Below are 17,063 nucleotides of genomic sequence, written 5' to 3' on the forward strand. Positions count from 1 at the left end.
CAGAAACCCGTGCCCTGCGGCAGTGAACCTACGTTGGCCAATAGAACGGAGCGCCCGTTGTCCCAGATGCCCCAGACCTGCAGTCTCCCTACGCCGAGCAAGGTTGTCGATCCGCAATCAGACCGGATATCAAATAGCGAGCAAGTTCCATACCAGTTGCAGCCGCAAAGCGGGCTGGTGGCGCCTGTCGGTGGATTGCCGGAAGACGGCGTTGTGGCGCAGCAGATCGTGACGGTCTTCAACGGCTGTTTTGCGGGCGAAGACGGCCTGAATACACGCCTCAAGGGCGGTTTTAGCGAGCCCTATTACCGGCCAGCGGAGCAGGGGGGAGCGTCTTTTCATCAGGTGGAGTTTACCCGGGACTACCCGGCCAGCGCCCTGCATGAAGTGGCACACTGGTGTGTGGCAGGGAGCGAGCGGCGCCAGTTACCGGACTATGGCTACTGGTACGCCCCGGATGGGCGCAGCGCGGAGCAGCAGTCACTGTTTGAGCAGGTGGAAATCAAGCCCCAGGCACTGGAGTGGATCTTTGCCCGCGCCTGCGGCCTGCCATTCCGGGTAAGTGCCGATAACCTTGATGCGGGCTTGGGGCCCAGTGTGTCCTTCAAGCGGAACATCTGGCTGCAGGTTCAGCGCTACTGCGATCAGGGCGTCAATATGCGGGTCGCGCAGTTTGCGCAGGCATTGGCCAGTGCGTTCGGCCAGGCAAACCCGCTGCGGGCGGACCTCTACCGACTGGAGGCTCTCGGGTGAACAACAGTACATCTCCGTCGGAAGCCGGTGGCGCTGAGGCTTATCTGGTAGACGCCTCGGTATATATCTTCCGCTATTACTTCGCACTGCCGCCCAACTGGGAGAGCCGCAGCGGTTACAGCACCGAAGCGGTTTACGGGTTTACCAATTTCCTGCTGGACCTGCTGGCCCGCCGCCCCGCGTATATCGCCTGTGCCTTTGATGAATCCCTGGGCAGTTGTTTCCGCAACGAGATCTACGCGGACTATAAATGCAGCCGTGCACTGCCCGATGAGGCTTTGGCATTTCAGTTGGCGGCATGCCGGGAAATGGCGGAGGCGCTGGGCATCGCGAGTTTCGCCAGTGAGCGCTTCGAAGCCGACGATATTCTGGCTTCCCTGAACCGTATTTTTCGCGAAAGTGCGCCGGCTGTCCGTCCGATTATCATTACCCGGGACAAGGATCTCGGTCAGTTGCTGGACGCCGGGGCGCACAGTCTCTGGGATTTCGCGGCCGATCAGTTTCTGGATCGACCTGTGATCGAGGGCAAATTTGGCGTGCGGCCGGCACAGATCGCCGATTACCTGGCTCTGGTTGGCGATAGCATTGATGACATACCCGGCGTGCCCGGGATTGGTGCCAAGACAGCGGCGCGTCTTTTAAGTGAGTTCGACACCGTGGAAGACCTGATTGCCGGGGCCGACCGGGTGCCTGGGCTTGGCTTGCGCGGTGGGGCTGGGATCGCCAGAAAACTCGCGGAGCACGCCGACCAGATTCGCATGGCGCTGAAGCTCGCCCGGCTGCATGAGCAGGTACCTGTGAATGTCGCCGTGGCGGACCTGACGCCTGATCAGGTGGATCCGGATTTTGTTACTGCGCTGGCCGAAGAATTCGGTCTCGGGCGATTGGGATCGAAGATTCGCCGCACGTTGGCGCAACTTGAGTTAAGTCCGGGCAGGGAGTCACGCCCGGTAACGGAGACCGTATGAGCGAACGGAAATTTCAAATCGTCGCCGATGAAAATATTCCCGGCCTGGATGCCTGGTTTGGTGATCTGGGTGAAATCACCCGGGTACCGGGGCGCGGCCTGGCGCGTGAGCAGCTGGCACAGGCGGATATCCTGCTGGTGCGCTCGGTGACCGAGGTCAACGAGGCCTTGCTGGCAAATACCCCGGTGCGTTTTGTCGGCAGCTGCACCATCGGTATCGACCATCTGGATACCGGCTGGCTCGAGCAGCAGGGCATTGCCTGGAGTGCGGCACCGGGCTGCAACGCCAATTCGGTGGTGGAGTACGTATTTTGCGCGTTGGCGGCGCTCAATGTGGACTGGCGGGAGCGGCGCTTTGGCATTGTCGGCTGCGGTAACGTAGGGGGGCTGCTGCAGCGTCGCCTGCATCAGCTGGAGATCCCGGCTGCGGTTTACGACCCCTGGTTGCCGGACAATCCGGACGCCGCGGATCTCTCAACAGTTTTGCAGCAAGATGTTGTGTGCCTGCATGCGCCGCTGGTCAAAAACGGCCCTTACCCATCCTTTCATATGATCGGTGAAGAAGAGCTGGTGCGACTTAAACCGGGTGCTGTGCTGATCAGCGCGGGTCGGGGTGCGGTTATCGACAATGCGGCGCTGGGCCGGGTGATCACGCAGAGACCGGATCTCACGGTGGTCCTGGATGTATGGGAACACGAGCCGGATATTGATGTGCAGCTGTTGCCGCAGGTGGCATTGGGCAGCCCGCATATCGCCGGTTACAGTCACGATGGCAAGCTCGCCGGCACGCGGATGATTCGCCATGCGCTGGATACCGCGCTCGAATTGCCCGCCGCCGGGTCCTCAAGCGATAAAGGTACAACAGGTGACCAAACGGCATTGTCCACCGTTGAATCTGGTTTTTCGGCGATACGTGATCTCCTGCTGAAAATGTATGACCCGCGTGACGACGACCAGCGGCTGCGCAGCGCGGCAAAGCAATCTGCGCGCATGTCCGAGTCGTTTGATCTGTTGCGCAAGCGCTATCCCAAGCGCCTCGAGTTTTCCCACTTCCGCGTAGAGGCGCCGCAGCTGGATGTGGATATTCGCAATCAACTGGCAATTCTGGGGCTCAAGTGAAACTCAAAAAGCTCGGACTGATCATTAATCCGTGGGCCGGTATCGGTGGCCCCGCAGGGCTGAAAGGCAGCGATGGCGCAGACACCGTGGAGCGGGCCATGGCGGCGGGTATCAAGCCTCAGTCCCACAAGCGTGCGGCCATTGCGCTCGGCGCACTGCAACCATTTGCGGATCAGTTGCGAATCGTGACTTTCGCTGACGATATGGGAGAAGCAGCCGCGGTTGAGTTGGGCTTTCAGGTGTCGGTGGTTGGCTCAGCTGCGGGCGTGCGGTCTACGCCGGAAGATACTGAAGCCGCCGCGCAGGCGATTCGTGCGGCTGGTGCGGACCTGATTGTATTTGTGGGTGGTGATGGCACCGCGCGCAATATGGTCAATGCCCTTGGTGACAGCTTCCCGGTGCTGGGGATTCCCGCCGGGGTCAAAATGCACTCCGCATGCTTTGCGATTTCCCCGCGCGCCGGTGGTGAAGTGTTGCGCGGGCTGATGGCCGGCGAGCTGGTGGATCTGCACACACGTGAAGTGCGGGACATCGATGAAAAATCTTTCCGTGAAGGGCGTGTCAGCACCCGTTATTACGGTGAACTGCTGGTGCCGGAGGAAGGGCATTTCCTGCAGGCAGTGAAAAATGCCGGCCGCGAAGTCGAGGAGCTGGCTGTCGCGGATATCGCCGCGCAGGTCGTGGAAGAAATGCAGGAACTGGATCCAGAGACGCTGTATATCTTCGGCCCCGGTTCCACCACACTCGCGGTACTCAATGAGCTGGGCGAAAGTGGAACCCTTCTGGGGGTGGATCTTTGGAAAGACGGCGCCCCGATTGCTTTGGACGTCAATACGCTACAGATCCAGGAAGCCATAGCCGAGCACCGGGCCGCCGCTGCCGGCAGCCCGGTAAAAATCATCCTCACCGCCATCGGTGGCCAGGGCCATCTGATTGGCCGCGGTAACCAGCAGCTGAGCCCGCGGGTGCTCAAAGCGGTGGGGCGCGACAACCTGATTGTGGTGGCGACCAAGACAAAAATTACTGAGCTGGGTGGGCGCCCACTGTTGATCGACAGTGGCGAGCCGGAACTGGATGAAGCCTGGAGTGGTTTTATCCGGGTGGTCACCGGTTATCGCGACGAAATTCTTTACCCCCTGTCCAACGGCGCCGACGCGCCGGAATCCCAAGCAACACCGAAACCATAAACGAGAGCGAGAAAGAATTTGAACTGGGAACCCCTGCTGCAGGTAGTGCGCGGCAAACTCGAAGAAAGTCGGGAAAGTGAATTCCCCGAAGACAGTCGTCGCCTGTTTCACGGCCGCGGCCACTGCTATCCCGGTTTTGACCGGATCTGTGTCGACAGCTACGTTCCCGCAATGCTGGTAACCATCTTCGAAGCTTACGAAGATGAGGCAGGCCTGGTTGCCGGGCTCTGGGCGCTGGCGGAGCAGCACGGATATACCGGGCTGGCAGTGCAGCGGCGCTACCTGCGCGGTGCGCCGGTAGAGTGGGAGGCGGGCGAGGCGGTGCCGGAGCTGGTGGCACAGCGCGGCGCGCTGAAATTTCCGCTGACGTTCGAACGGCAGAATGTAGGCTTTTTCCTCGATATCGAACCCGGCCGCCGCTGGCTGGAGCAGCAGGTGCGGGACAAGGTGGGCAAGGTCGGGAATCTGAAGCTGTTGAACCTGTTTTCGTTTACCTGCGCGTTTTCCGTGGTGGCGCGGGCGGCGGGGGAGCTTGAGGTTCTGAATATCGACCTGAACAAGGGGGTACTGAAACGCGGGCAGATCAACCACCAGTACAACCAGTTGTCCACCAAGGGTATTCGCTTTCAGGCAAGGGACGCCCTCAGGGACTTCAAACGCTATGATCGCAGCGGCCCATTCCAGCTTGCGGTGATTGATCCACCGACCCGCCAAAAAGGTGCGTTCGATGTGGAGCTGAACTACGCGAAGCTGCTGGAGAAGTTGCCGGCCTGTCTGGCGGACGAGGCGGATCTGTTGTTTGTGCTGAATTCACCGGCGCACAGTGAGGCGTTTTTCCGCGAGCTGGTTGCCAATGCGAATCCGGGCTATTCAGTCGTCGAGCGCCTGCCGCAGAATCCGGATTTCCCCGACAGGGACCCGGATGCAGCATTGAAGATGTTGCATGTGAAATTTAAGCGGGCCTAAAAGTGGTAATCGGGTGTGGTGGCGGCAAAGCACTGGGTATTCGTTTTCAAAACCGGGCTAGGCGCCCCCCTTCAATACATCCCTGTAAGCTGCGTCGGCGCCGTGGCCCGGCCGCTCCATGTATTCACGGCGCCTTCGGCCCATGGCGCCGACGCTTTTGAAAACGAATACCCAGCACATTGCCTTCAATTCGAGTTTCGTACTTCGTGACTGTTATCGTCGGATAAGTGGGAGTTTTAAAAGTAGGCTTTATAGGCTGCCCAGCTTCCCCATCAACTCCACCATCAACGCTTCCAGCTGTGGCGATGAGCCATGGCGTACTGCTTCATCCAGTTTCTGGGCATTGCTAATACCATCTTCGCCGCGACTTACCAGCAGCAGGAAACTGCGATGGGAGAGTGTGGCTTCCTCAACCGCTTCCTGGCGCACCAGTTGCGCGAAATTGATATAGCCGCACTCTTTCAGCCACGTCATGGCACCGAGGCAGGCCAGGTGCCGGTGTGAATGCAGTCCGAACTCATCCGGCGTATCCGGGCCTGAGATATCTTCCACGTAAATGGTGGACGGGGCGGGAAACTGCTGGAACAGCGCCAGCAGAATACGCCCCGCGTCGCGGTAGAAATCATGAATGTGCAGATCGTCCAACATGGTTGCTCGCATTACCTCGCGTAGCGCTGCAGGAAATGGCCAAGGCGGGAAATCGCATTGGCCAGGTCGTCTGCGCGGGGCAGGGTAACGATGCGCAGGTGATCGGGGGAATCCCAGTGGAAGGCACTGCCCTGTACCAGCAGGATTTTTTCCTGGCGCAGAAACTCCAGCACAAATTTTTCATCGTCTTCGATGTTGTAGTGCGTGAGGTCAATACGCGGGAACAGATAAATGGCTCCCTGGGGTTTTACGCAGCTTACGCCGGGAATATCGTTCAGCATCTTGTGCGCGATATCGCGCTGCTCACGCAGGCGCCCGCCGGGCAGCACCAGATCCTTGATGCTCTGGTAACCACCGAGTGCTGTCTGCACGGCGAACATGGCCGGCACATTGCCGCACAGACGCATGGAGGAGAGGATATCCATACCTTCAAGGAAACCGCGCGCGCGGTCCTTGGCTCCACTCACCACCATCCAGCCGGAACGGAAACCCGCGAGACGATAGGATTTGGACAGTCCGTTAAAACTCAGACACAGCACATCGTGGGCGAGGCTGCCCATGGGGATGAACTCTGCATCATCGTATAGGATCTTGCTGTAAATCTCGTCGGCAAAAATGACCAGATTGTGCTGGCGGGCAACCTCCACGATCTGCTCCAGCAGTGCTTTCGGGTACACGGCGCCAGTGGGGTTGTTCGGGTTGATCACCACAATGCCGCGGGTGCGCGAGGTGATCTTGGATTTGATGTCGTCAATGTCCGGCAGCCAGTCCGCCTGCTCGTCGCAGCGATACAGCACCGGCTTGGCGCCGGTGAGGTTGGTGGCGGCCATCCACAACGGGTAGTTCGGCATTGGCAGCAGCATTTCGTCGCCGTCGTTCAGCAGCGCCTGGGTGGACATGGAGATCAGTTCGGAAACGCCATTGCCCAGGTAGATATCATCAATATCGACGCTGGGAATACCCAGGGTCTGGCACTCCTGCATAATGGCTTTGCGTGCGGCGAACAGGCCTTTGGATTCCACGTAGCCCTGTGCCTGGGACAGGTTGTAGATCACGTCCTGAAGAATTTCGTCCGGAGCATTAAAGCCGAACGGCGCCGGATTGCCGATGTTCAGCTTCATGATCCGGTGGCCTTCTTCTTCCAGGCGGGTGGCCTGCTCCATGACCGGGCCGCGAATCTCGTAACAGACGCCGTGGAGTTTTTCCGACTTGTGAATATCCTTCATTGCTGCATTCTTCGTACTGGAGCCGGTACCCGGCTCACTTTGGGCAAATTCTTCTCACTGTGGCTCGGCTTTTAGTAGGCTTTGCCCTCAGCGGCTGGTTTTCGGTTGCAGCCGGCTCGGTTGATCTTGAACGGAGGCCGGTTGTTATCACCGTGGGCTAACTGCGGGTTAGCTGAAGTATTTGGCACCCGGGATACAAAAAGGTGCTGCCGCTAAGCGTTGGACCGGGCAGGATAATGCCGCTGGATACTGACTTATCAGGCGAAAAGGAGCCACAGTATGGCAAAAGAAAAAGACGATAACTACTGGCGCGAGCGCCTGACTCCGGAAGAGTTTCACGTTTGCCGGGAAGCCGGGACCGAGCGTCCATTTACCGGCGAATACTGGGATGCGTTTGAAGATGGCCACTACCGATGTCGCTGTTGTGGTGAGGTGCTGTTCCATTCGGAATCCAAGTTCGAGTCAGGGTGCGGCTGGCCAAGTTTTGATGCGGCGGCCGCACCGGGCGTGATCGCAGAGCAGTTCGATGACAGCTTCGGTATGCGTCGCACAGAGATCCTCTGTGCCAATTGCGGTTGCCATCTGGGGCATGTGTTCCCAGACGGACCCACCGATACAGGACTGCGCTATTGTGTAAATTCGCTGTCGGTAAAACTGCATCCGAAAGAGTAGGGGCGTGGCGGTTATACGCCGGTCCTGTCACTAGCCGCTCCCGTCAGTTAAGTGGCGGTAATGAGGTCTTGATGAGCTGATGAAAGGTAGGGCCAGTCACATGGAAGCCCGTATCGGGCGGTCGCGTCGCCACTGGAGTCGTTGGCTTTACCGTATCCAGTGGACCCTGCTGGGTGCCATGTTCCTGGTCGCAGCCCTGCTCAGGGTGGGGTGGCTGAGCTATCCGCGCGCCTTCGACCTGTTTATGGTGGCCGGTATTGCGGCATTGGGCGTGACGCTGTTGTCCATGCTGGTCTTTATGTGGGGGCTGGTGAAAGGGCACCCGGAAGCGCGCGCGGCAGCACTCTGGGCCGCGTCGTTGGGGCTGGCGCCACTGGCGTTGCCCCTGCTGACGGTAGGCCGGCACAACTTCGAGGTGCCGCCAATCCACGACATAAGCACCGATCTCGATAACCCGCCAAAGTTCGATGCGGTGCTTTCCCTGCGCAAGCCCGGTGATAACAGTACCGACTACGGCGGCGCACCCGTCGCGCAACAACAGCGTAGTGCAGCGGTCTATAAAGATATCGAACCGTTGGTGTTGCCACTGTCGGTGGCGCAAGCCACGCAACTGGCGGAGCAGGTGGCCGGGGAGTTGGGTTGGCGGGTGATCGCCGCCTACCCTGTGCGCGGGCATCTGGAGGCGGTGGATCGAACCCGGTTGCTGGGTCTTTCTGAGGATATCGTGGTACGGATACGGCCTTCTGGAGATGAAAGTGCCAGCCAACAGGCCTCAAGGGTGGATATCCGTTCGGCGTCACGGGTGGGCATCAGCGACCTTGGAAGCAACGGGGAAAGGATCCGGGCCTTCCTTCGCGAGATGCGAAAGCGCGGTACTTCCGCCGAACAGTGAGTCATTGGGGCCCTGACAGGGTAAAATTCCGTGTGGAATTGCGGGAGCCTTGATCAAGTTGGTCACTGCTTGGCAGGTTTGGTTGAATTTCGGTAAGTGCCTGAACATAAAAGAAAAAAATCAAAGAAAAGTTGTTATCCGGGTGTTGACAGCCCCCGGGGGTGTCCATAGAATGCGCCCCACTTCTGACGCGAAGCATAACTAACTCCCACGGGAAACAAGTTGCGCAAGCGCAGGAGGATTCTGGGTCCCCATCGTCTAGAGGCCTAGGACACCGCCCTTTCACGGCGGTAACAGGGGTTCGACTCCCCTTGGGGATGCCACTGCGGGAATAGCTCAGTTGGTAGAGCGCAACCTTGCCAAGGTTGAGGTCGCCGGTTCGAACCCGGTTTCCCGCTCCAACTTCCGCCCACCGGCGCAAGCGGGTGAGCAGGCAGGTTGGAGGATGGTCGAAAGATTGTTTTCCGGTTTGCCAAACTCCAATCTCGTTGAGATTGGATATGTCCTGTGTCCCCATCGTCTAGAGGCCTAGGACACCGCCCTTTCACGGCGGTAACAGGGGTTCGACTCCCCTTGGGGATGCCATTGCGGGAATAGCTCAGTTGGTAGAGCGCAACCTTGCCAAGGTTGAGGTCGCCGGTTCGAACCCGGTTTCCCGCTCCAGTTTCTTGTTTACCGGCATCAGCGGGTAAACACGCAGGCTGGAGTAGGCTGAAAAGCCTGTTTACAGTTTGCTAAAGTCAATCTCATTGAGATTGCAAATGTTCTATGTCCCCATCGTCTAGAGGCCTAGGACACCGCCCTTTCACGGCGGTAACAGGGGTTCGACTCCCCTTGGGGATGCCATTTCGCTGGGGTCGCAACTGCGACCCCGGGACAGAAAAGGCGGGAATAGCTCAGTTGGTAGAGCGCAACCTTGCCAAGGTTGAGGTCGCCGGTTCGAACCCGGTTTCCCGCTCCAAGTTTTAAAGCCGCTCAATGAGCGGTTTTTTTTTGCCTGTTTTTTGGCGCTGGTCTTTATCCGGACCAGGCGCATGTTGAATTGTCGCCCTATAGGGCGTTGAATAAGCCCCCTCTATCACCGACACAGTTGGATTCCATGACAGCCGCATTATCCATACGCGATCTGCAGAAGACATACGACAACGGGTTCCAGGCGCTGAAAGGCATCAGCTTTGATGTGCAGCCCGGTGACTTTTTTGCCCTGCTGGGCCCCAACGGTGCGGGAAAATCCACCACCATTGGCATTCTCTGCTCTCTGGTGCGCAAGACCGGCGGCAGTGTGTCTATTTTCGGTATCGATATCGACAGGGATTTCCCCAAGGCCAAGCAAATGCTGGGCGTGGTACCGCAGGAGTTCAATTTCAGCCAGTTCGAGAAGGTGTTCGATATCGTCTGCACCCAGGGCGGTTTCTATGGAATGCCGCGGGAACTGGCGGAGGAGCGCACCGAGAAGTACCTGCGCAAGCTGGGGCTGTGGGACAAGCGCGATACCCAGGCGCGGATGCTGTCTGGTGGTATGAAGCGACGCCTGATGATTGCCCGCGCGTTGATCCATGAGCCCAGACTGCTGATTCTCGATGAGCCCACTGCGGGCGTGGATATCGAGCTGCGCCGCTCGATGTGGGAATTCCTGCAGGAAATCAATGAGCGTGGCACCACGATTATCCTGACGACGCACTACCTGGAAGAGGCGGAGAGTCTGTGCCGGAATATCGCGATCATCGACAAGGGCGATATCGTGGAAAACACCTCGATCAAGTCACTGATCAAGACGCTCAGCAAGGAAGTGTTCATTCTCGATACCCGTGAGTCCCTGAGCGATGCGCCGGATTTCGGCGAATTTGAAGGGCGATTGGTGGACGAGCACAGCCTGGAGGTGACGGTGGAAAAGGGGCAGTCCCTGAGCGACCTGTTTGCCCATCTGACTGCGCAGAATATTTCCGTGACCAGTATGCGCAACCGCGCTAACCGGCTCGAAGAGCTGTTTGTATCCCTGCTTGCTGAAGTGAAGCAGGGCAAAGAAGGAGAGCCATCGTGAATCCCGCTGCAATCTGGACCTCTTTCTCAACGATTTTCCGTCGCGAAGTGCGCCGGTTCACCCGTATCTGGCCGCAAACACTGGTACCGCCGGTGATCACCATGTCGCTGTACTTCGTGATCTTCGGTTCGCTGATCGGCCGTCGTATCGGCGATATGGGCGGCTATTCCTATATGGAATTTGTGGTGCCAGGCCTGATCATGATGGCGGTTATTACCAACTCCTACGCCAATGTGGTCTCTTCGTTTTACAGTGCCAAATTCCAGCGCAGTGTCGAGGAATTGCTGGTCTCGCCAACGCCGAACTGGGTCGTGATGGCTGGCTATGTTTTGGGTGGTGTGGCGCGCGGGCTGATCGTCGGATTTGTGGTGACCATCATCGCTATGCTGTTTACGTCCCTTTCGGTACAGCATATCGGGATCACCATCCTGATCGTATTCCTCACGTCGGTACTGTTTGCGCTGGCCGGTTTTATCAATGCGATTTTTGCGAACAGCTTTGATGATATCTCGATTATTCCCACGTTCGTGCTGACGCCGCTGACCTATCTCGGCGGAGTGTTTTACTCCATCGACCTGCTGTCGCCATTCTTTCAGGGGCTGTCGAAACTGAACCCAATTTTGTACATGGTGAATGCATTCCGTTACGGCGTATTGGGTGTGTCCGATATCAACGTAGTGTGGGCATTTGCTGGTGTGATTGCATTTATTGCGCTGCTGGCGGGCTGGGGGCTGCACCTGATGCGCCACGGCAAGCGCCTGCGCCACTGAGGAGAGTTTGGCCTATGGATCGCGAAGACTGGCAAAACCTGCCGCTGGGGCAGGAGACCCGTTACGAATCCAGCTACAACCCGAAGCTGCTGCATCCGATTCCGCGTGCGGTATCCCGTGCCCAGTTAGGCCTTGAAGGCGATACGCTGCCGTTCACCGGTGCAGATGAGTGGTGGGGGTTCGAGCTGTCCTGGCTGAGCCCGAAAGGGGTGCCGCAGGTGGCTGTGGCGCGGTTCCGTTTTGCGGCATCGAGCCCGTCAATGATCGAGTCGAAGTCGTTCAAGTTGTATCTCAACTCGCTCAATCAGTCCGAGTTTGAATCTGCGGAAGCTGTACAAAAAGTGCTGGAAGCCGACCTCAGTGCGGCGGCCGGCAGCGACGTAGTGGTCACCTTGTTTGACGTGGAAGATGCGGCACTGGCCGTGCACACGCCTGCGGGGTTCTGCGTGGATAAGCTGGATATCGAAGCCCGCCAGTACCAGCCGGACGCCAGTCTGCTAAAGCTGGCAGCCAATGGTGAGGTGGCCGACGAAACGCTTTACAGCCATCTGCTGCGCAGCAATTGCCCGGTTACCGGCCAGCCGGACTGGGCGACGGTTTCTATCGAATATGCGGGGCCGGCGCTGGATCGGGCGGCATTGCTTGCCTATATCATTTCTTTCCGTGAGCACCAGGACTTCCATGAGCACTGTGTGGAGCGGATTTTCTGCGACTTGCAGAAGCTGGCTGCCTTCGACCGATTGACAGTATGCGCACGCTATACCCGTCGCGGTGGCCTGGATATCAACCCGTTGCGTACCACCACGGGTGAGATCGTTTTTCCGGGGCGTTTTGCGCGGCAGTAATGTCGGGGAAATTGCGGGGGGAGGGGCTCGGACTTTGCCGGGCTCTTGCAGCCCGGCAACACTGGAAAGCTATCTGTAAACCTATAGCAAACCTATAGCAAACCTATAGCTAAATAATGACCTTGCTCTTCAGGCGCGCCTGCGCCTGTTGCAGCGCCTGCAGAACCTTTTCCTTGTCGTAGTTGCGCACCTTGTCCAGATCCAGGTGCATGGCAAAGCCGGGCGCGTGCTCTTCCAGGTAGCTCTGCTGGCCGCCCAGGTTCTTGCGCAGATCGGAAACGGAATAGACCTTCACCGGCGTACTGAAACCTTTCACGCTGACATGGCCCTTGTCGCGGCACATCACCGTCTGCTTGATCATGGCCCAGGTCTCGTGGCTGATCAGGATCTCGCCCGGCTCCGCGGCACTTTCCAGGCGTGCCGCCAGGTTTACGTGGGTGCCCATTACCGTATAGGTCTGGTGATCAGCAGTGCCGAACACGCCCACGGTGCAGTAGCCGGTATTGATGCCCATGCGGATCTGAAGGGGGTGGGAGATCCCCTGGTCATACCATTCCTGCATCATCTCCCGTACGCGTTTGCGCATGGCCAGCGCCATGGCTACACAACGCAGGGCGTCTGATTTCGGCCCCTTGCTCTGGTCATCCCCGAATACCACCATCACCGCATCGCCGATGAACTTATCAATGGTGCCGCCATAGTGAGCCACGATGCGCGACATTTCTGTCAGGTAGTTATTCAGCAGCCGGGTGAGGGTTTCGGCTTCCATCTCCTCGGTGAGCTGGCTGAAGTCCTTGATGTCTGAGAAGAAGACCGTGAGCAGCTTGCGCTCGGTGACGATCTCCTTCTCGCGGCCTGTAGTCACCGCACGCCACAGGCGCTTGGGCAGGTAGCGGGAAAGCTTGTAGCTCGCCAGGTTGGCAATGCGCTGTTCCCGTTGCAGCTGGTCGTTGCTGGTTTTTAGTCGGGCAATCTGCTTGTGGGTGTAAAACGCGTAGGCGCAAAAATAGGTAAACACGCCGATCAGGCTGGCGGCGCTGATGTTCAGGTCGGCATTTACCACCAGCGCCGGGCGATGAATGACATAGCCGACGCCCACGCCGAGGAGCATGGCTGTATTGTGCTCAAACCAGCGTCTACCGCCGCCCTGGGTCAGCGCGTTGAACTGGATCATGGTGAGGAACAGCAGGCTGGGCAGCAGGCTGAAATTCGCCATCGCCATGGCCATGCCGATCAGCAGTGCATCACCAAAAGCGAGCCAGCGGCGAACGGCTTCAGCGTTGTCCGGCAGGCTGCGGCGAGTAATCTGGTATGCGATCGGTATGTAAGCCAGCAGCAGGGCTGCCATGGCCAGTTGGATCAGAGAGCCTTCGCCGGGTAGCGAAGACCAGCTGACAGTGTTCAGCAGCGTTCCCGACGCGGCAAAACAGATCAGTGTTCGAAAATAGAGCGGGTAGCGGGATTCCGTATCGCGCCCTTCGGTTTCTGCGGCCAGATTCTGCATCAACTGGTGTTCTTTATATTCGGTATAAAACAGGGGGGGGGCGGAAACTGGGGAGGTTTCACTCGCAGCCCCGGTCGCAAGCCTGCCGTGTACTCTTGGCAAAGTCGCGGTCATACGCTTCGTTATCGTTAATGGCGGAAGAATTCCGCGCAATCTCCGTGCCGCTTTTTTTGATCATTTAGAGGTCTGCGTCACGGACAGGCGCAAAGTTTACCCTTCTGCGCATGGGAAAGCGACGCCTTCTTGGAAACTGGTTTCAATTGGTACTGTTGTAGAGGCCGGATGTTGCAGAGGTTGGGGTAAAATTACGCAACTATGCGTTACCGTTCACATTTTTACGGTACCGCGGCAGTCAAAGATAGAGGAGTAAAATATGGATGCGCTGACGGCGTTACATAACCGGGTATCAATTGGAGTTCTGGCGGATCCAGCTCCTACGCCCGCACAGCGAGAGAACATATTTCGCGCCGCCCTGCGCGCAGCAGACCACGGCAACCTGCGCCCCTGGCGCTTTCTGGTGGTCGAGGGCGAAGCCCGTGACCGGCTGGGCGAGATCTATCTTCGCGCCAGCGAGCAGGAAGCCCCTGATCCTCTGCCCGAGAGCCAGCGTGAGCGCACACTCTCTATGCCCCTGCGCGCGCCTCTGATCGTCGTGGCAGTCACATGTCTACAAGAGCACCCCAAAGTCCCATTCAACGAGCAGCGTATGTCTACCGCGGGTGCGGTACAGGCCATGCTCACCGCGGCATTTGCCGAGGGGGTAGGGGCCTATTGGCGTACAGGCCCGCTCGCAGAGAACCGGCAGGTGGCCAAAGCCCTGGGCCTGGCTGACAACGAAGAGATCAGCGGCTTCATCTACATGGGTACCCCCCAGAAAGCCCCTAGACCCGCACCAGCGCAGGCGGTTGAGGATTATTTTGCGGATTGGACCGAGGCGTAAATCGGTAGTCAGAAGATAACTGGCGTACTTTTTTTCGTTTTTCGCTTGCAAGCCCCCTCGGCTTTTTGTAAAGTGCGCGCTCGCTGAACGGGGCGCTATGTCACTGATTAGCAAGGCAAAAAGCCGACGAGCACGCAGGCGTGCGGACGGGAAGCTCGAAAAACTCCGTCGTTTACGCAATACAATTTGGTGAGGTGTCCGAGTGGCCGAAGGAGCACGCCTGGAAAGTGTGTATGTCGAAAGGCATCGAGGGTTCGAATCCCTCCCTCACCGCCATTTAAACAAAAAAGCCCAGCTTATAGCTGGGCTTTTTTGTTTAACCGCGATGCGGGCGGGTGAGAACCCTCACGGTTCGATCAGCTCGCGCAGCGAGTTGAGACCGAGGCGCCAGCCGAGCCCGCAGGGTCGAAACACGCAAAAGCGTGTTTTGAGTCCATCCCTCCCGTATCCCTTCCCCCAATCCGACCTTCAAAAACACCTGCTGGGCATTTTGACTTAATGACCCCGACCGCAGAGCAAAGACTCCCAATGACCCTGTCGCTGCTTTCAATATGATCCTAGCGCAAAGTGGTCAAGGTGCCCCCTATCCTGTATTTACATGCAAAATCGTCAAGAACCTATTTAATTTCAATAGGTTAAAAAGAGTTTGCCTGAGCGGATAGTGGGCAGAGTGAGCATTTTCGGTATTCAAGCTGCGAGCGTGAAATTTGCTCTTGGCTTGACGCTGCGGCGCTATCGCCACATTCTTGGCTTCTAAATTTGAGTTGGATAGTGGGCAGTAGAATATGTTTCACGTTGCCCACGATATAACTGTTAGCGTAGGCAATGTTCGCGTTCAGTTGAATGTTCTGTGTTTGAAAATCGCCAGGTCGGAGTGTGGCTCAGGAAGCCAATGCGCATGAGATCCGGAAGGTCTATGGAGGAGGCATCAGATAACCTTCATGGCCTCTTCGGAATAAGAGTAAGGGTTTCTAGCCGACTGAAATTTAGTTCTTAAAAGTAGAAGTGAAAATTTCCAGAATAAACTAATGAAATGCAATGATCTCTGGGTAAAAGGGTTGCCTTTTTTGTGTATAAATACAGTATAGAATAAATGATTTCGAGGGCGCGCGTGCCGGCGGGTGGTGTGGAGTATTTCCGTTACCAAATAGCGAGGTTTACGCTAACAAGGCACTGCAGCCGACAGCTTACTTTGTGCACCTTTTGCGCGGTCGCTGTCGCTCCCATTTTCGCGCAAAAGGCGCACAAAGTAAGCTGCGGCTGAGCGCGGCGTTAAGGCTCAAGTCAAATGAAAGTAGCAATTATCATAGCGGTATTTATTTCGTGCTTTGTATGGTTTGTTGCTTTCTGGAGTATTGATGCATGTTTGGATTCAGGGGGCTCATATGAAGCTTGGGGGTTCATTTGCAGCGGTGCAGAACCGCTGTATAGAAGGGCATCCTTCGAATTTTGGTGTCTAGCAATAGCAATTCCAGCTTTAGTTTCTGCTCTACTGTTTAAGGTGCTCCCGAGTGCAAAGCCTTAACAATCACAGGCAGTATGCTCCGGCCCTTCGGGCCTCCGCGGGACGTCTTACCTTGTGCACATTTTGCGCGGGTCGCTTCGCTCCCAGTTTCGCGCAAAAGGCGCACAAGGTAAGCCGCCCCTGCTGTGGGCGTTAAGCGTAAGGAACAATAAATATGGCAGGAAAGTCAGCGGCAGTAATTTTTAAGGCGATTTTTGATTCACTTAAAGATGAGGTCGAACCAGGAAAAAGCCGGATTCAAGTTGCAGTTAGAAAAATCACTAGTTATCCAATCAAAGTCCTTGGGGCATTCTTCGCTGCACCTTTTCTGATTATTAAAGTTGCAAAAAAAGTAGAGAATCCAACTCGAAGAAAATTTGCCTTGGCCGGTATAATCTTGGGTTTAATTTGCAGCTATATTGCTGGCACTGCTCTTGGCTCATTTTTCGGCCTTATTTTTATTGCATCTTCATTTGGCTTTTTAGCAGCGCTTGGATTTCTAATTGGAACGTTCATGAGTGTCGTTTTCACTGTGGGGTTTGCTTTTCTAGTATTTAATTTCGTGTGCTATGTATTCCTGAAACTGAGTAGTGATGAGGTTGCAAAGTACCTCGAAGAACTATCCGCTTAACAAAGCAATGCAGCCGACGTCTTACTTTGTGCACTTTTTGCACGGTCGCTTTGCTCCCATTTTCGTGCAAAAAGCACACAAAGTAAGCCGCGGCTGATCGCGGCGTTATGCGTCATAAAGGAATACCATGAGCGCATCTGAAATGTGTCGTTGGATCATCGGTGGTAGCTGGATCTATCATGGCCTTGTGCCAAAGATTATTCAGATCGCTCCACTAGAACAAGCAATGACCAAAAAATTTGGCTTTGGTGAGGAAGTATCGTATTTAATTACTAAGGCGGTAGTGTTCAGAATTCTGTGTCATTTCTTTACCATTGACCGAAAAGAGATGACCCATGACCAAACCAACTTTCGATATGGATGCCGCGATCAAGGCGCTGCGTGAAGGCAAAGACCTC

At 56.7% G+C, this 17,063-nt stretch carries 16 protein-coding genes and 7 tRNA genes; 20 read left to right on the top strand and 3 right to left on the bottom strand.

Translation table 11 applies throughout. From position 1 onward, the window contains the following. The first annotated feature begins 33 nt into the window (after positions 1 to 33). Genes LC093_RS19490 through LC093_RS19510 form a run of 5 tightly spaced genes read left to right on the top strand, consistent with a single transcriptional unit; the run spans position 34 to position 4,992 of the window. Positions 34 to 753, top strand: a complete 720-nt coding sequence (locus LC093_RS19490; RefSeq protein WP_226668928.1) for an elongation factor P hydroxylase — start codon at positions 34 to 36, stop codon at positions 751 to 753. Beyond that, positions 750 to 1,721 carry a 5'-3' exonuclease gene (locus tag LC093_RS19495; protein ID WP_226668931.1) on the top strand — a complete coding sequence of 324 codons (972 nt, stop codon included), beginning with the start codon at positions 750 to 752 and terminating at the stop codon, positions 1,719 to 1,721. The genes LC093_RS19490 and LC093_RS19495 overlap by 4 nt, the downstream gene beginning before the upstream one ends. Beyond that, positions 1,718 to 2,839, top strand: coding sequence for a 4-phosphoerythronate dehydrogenase (locus tag LC093_RS19500; RefSeq protein ID WP_226668934.1), 1,122 nt, complete (start codon positions 1,718 to 1,720; stop codon positions 2,837 to 2,839). Before LC093_RS19495 ends, LC093_RS19500 begins: the two co-directional genes overlap by 4 nt. Further along, complete coding sequence (locus tag LC093_RS19505; protein WP_226668937.1) at positions 2,836 to 4,026, top strand: ATP-NAD kinase family protein; 1,191 nt, start codon at positions 2,836 to 2,838, stop codon at positions 4,024 to 4,026. The genes LC093_RS19500 and LC093_RS19505 overlap by 4 nt, the downstream gene beginning before the upstream one ends. A gap of 18 nt (positions 4,027 to 4,044) precedes the next feature. Beyond that, complete coding sequence (locus tag LC093_RS19510; protein WP_226668940.1) at positions 4,045 to 4,992, top strand: class I SAM-dependent methyltransferase; 948 nt, start codon at positions 4,045 to 4,047, stop codon at positions 4,990 to 4,992. Positions 4,993 to 5,241: 249 nt separating this feature from the next. Here the strand turns inward: LC093_RS19510 and LC093_RS19515 are convergent, their stop codons facing one another. Both LC093_RS19515 and LC093_RS19520 read right to left on the bottom strand, forming a co-directional pair. Next, entirely contained in the window at positions 5,242 to 5,640 is a 399-nt protein-coding gene (locus LC093_RS19515; protein ID WP_226668943.1) for a hypothetical protein, read from the bottom strand. 11 nt (positions 5,641 to 5,651) lie between these two features. Further along, a complete protein-coding gene (locus tag LC093_RS19520; protein ID WP_226668947.1) occupies positions 5,652 to 6,866 on the bottom strand; it encodes a pyridoxal phosphate-dependent aminotransferase in 1,215 nt (404 codons plus the stop codon). A 279-nt stretch (positions 6,867 to 7,145) separates the two neighbouring features. Here LC093_RS19520 and msrB point away from each other — a divergent pair, with 279 nt between their 5' ends. From msrB to queF, 11 genes are all read left to right on the top strand, one after another. Then, positions 7,146 to 7,538 carry a peptide-methionine (R)-S-oxide reductase MsrB gene (gene msrB, locus LC093_RS19525; protein WP_226668949.1) on the top strand — a complete coding sequence of 131 codons (393 nt, stop codon included), beginning with the start codon at positions 7,146 to 7,148 and terminating at the stop codon, positions 7,536 to 7,538. Between the two features lie 79 nt (positions 7,539 to 7,617). Continuing rightward, on the top strand, positions 7,618 to 8,430 hold the full coding sequence (locus LC093_RS19530) for a DUF1499 domain-containing protein (protein WP_226668951.1): 813 nt from the start codon (positions 7,618 to 7,620) through the stop codon (positions 8,428 to 8,430). Between the two features lie 247 nt (positions 8,431 to 8,677). Then, a tRNA-Glu gene (locus tag LC093_RS19535) sits at positions 8,678 to 8,753 on the top strand. A 2-nt stretch (positions 8,754 to 8,755) separates the two neighbouring features. Continuing rightward, positions 8,756 to 8,831, top strand: a tRNA-Gly gene (locus LC093_RS19540). Positions 8,832 to 8,939: 108 nt separating this feature from the next. Further along, positions 8,940 to 9,015, top strand: a tRNA-Glu gene (locus tag LC093_RS19545). 2 nt (positions 9,016 to 9,017) lie between these two features. Beyond that, positions 9,018 to 9,093 (top strand) — tRNA-Gly (locus tag LC093_RS19550). 107 nt (positions 9,094 to 9,200) lie between these two features. Beyond that, a tRNA-Glu gene (locus LC093_RS19555) sits at positions 9,201 to 9,276 on the top strand. A 39-nt stretch (positions 9,277 to 9,315) separates the two neighbouring features. Further along, positions 9,316 to 9,391: transfer RNA gene (locus LC093_RS19560), tRNA-Gly, on the top strand. A 138-nt stretch (positions 9,392 to 9,529) separates the two neighbouring features. Further along, positions 9,530 to 10,471 (top strand): ABC transporter ATP-binding protein, encoded by a 942-nt coding sequence (locus tag LC093_RS19565; protein WP_226668954.1) that lies wholly within the window; start codon positions 9,530 to 9,532, stop codon positions 10,469 to 10,471. Beyond that, positions 10,468 to 11,241, top strand: a complete 774-nt coding sequence (locus LC093_RS19570; protein ID WP_226668955.1) for an ABC transporter permease — start codon at positions 10,468 to 10,470, stop codon at positions 11,239 to 11,241. Before LC093_RS19565 ends, LC093_RS19570 begins: the two co-directional genes overlap by 4 nt. A 14-nt stretch (positions 11,242 to 11,255) precedes the next feature. Next, positions 11,256 to 12,086 carry an NADPH-dependent 7-cyano-7-deazaguanine reductase QueF gene (gene queF, locus LC093_RS19575; RefSeq protein WP_226668957.1) on the top strand — a complete coding sequence of 277 codons (831 nt, stop codon included), beginning with the start codon at positions 11,256 to 11,258 and terminating at the stop codon, positions 12,084 to 12,086. Between the two features lie 109 nt (positions 12,087 to 12,195). Here the strand turns inward: queF and LC093_RS19580 are convergent, their stop codons facing one another. Then, positions 12,196 to 13,590, bottom strand: coding sequence for an adenylate/guanylate cyclase domain-containing protein (locus tag LC093_RS19580; protein WP_226668967.1), 1,395 nt, complete (start codon positions 13,588 to 13,590; stop codon positions 12,196 to 12,198). A 373-nt stretch (positions 13,591 to 13,963) separates the two neighbouring features. Here LC093_RS19580 and LC093_RS19585 point away from each other — a divergent pair, with 373 nt between their 5' ends. The 4 genes from LC093_RS19585 to LC093_RS19600 all read left to right on the top strand — a co-directional run bounded on the left by LC093_RS19585 (position 13,964) and on the right by LC093_RS19600 (position 17,050). After that, positions 13,964 to 14,530, top strand: a complete 567-nt coding sequence (locus tag LC093_RS19585) for a nitroreductase family protein (RefSeq protein ID WP_226668959.1) — start codon at positions 13,964 to 13,966, stop codon at positions 14,528 to 14,530. Positions 14,531 to 14,718: 188 nt separating this feature from the next. Beyond that, a tRNA-Ser gene (locus LC093_RS19590) sits at positions 14,719 to 14,806 on the top strand. A gap of 1,403 nt (positions 14,807 to 16,209) precedes the next feature. Continuing rightward, a complete protein-coding gene (locus LC093_RS19595) occupies positions 16,210 to 16,665 on the top strand; it encodes a hypothetical protein (RefSeq protein ID WP_226668961.1) in 456 nt (151 codons plus the stop codon). 127 nt (positions 16,666 to 16,792) lie between these two features. Then, on the top strand, positions 16,793 to 17,050 hold the full coding sequence (locus LC093_RS19600) for a hypothetical protein (protein WP_226668965.1): 258 nt from the start codon (positions 16,793 to 16,795) through the stop codon (positions 17,048 to 17,050). The last annotated feature ends 13 nt before the right edge of the window (positions 17,051 to 17,063 follow it).

The sequence above is a fragment of the Microbulbifer aggregans genome, assembly GCF_020524005.1.
Taxonomy (GTDB): domain Bacteria; phylum Pseudomonadota; class Gammaproteobacteria; order Pseudomonadales; family Cellvibrionaceae; genus Microbulbifer; species Microbulbifer aggregans_A.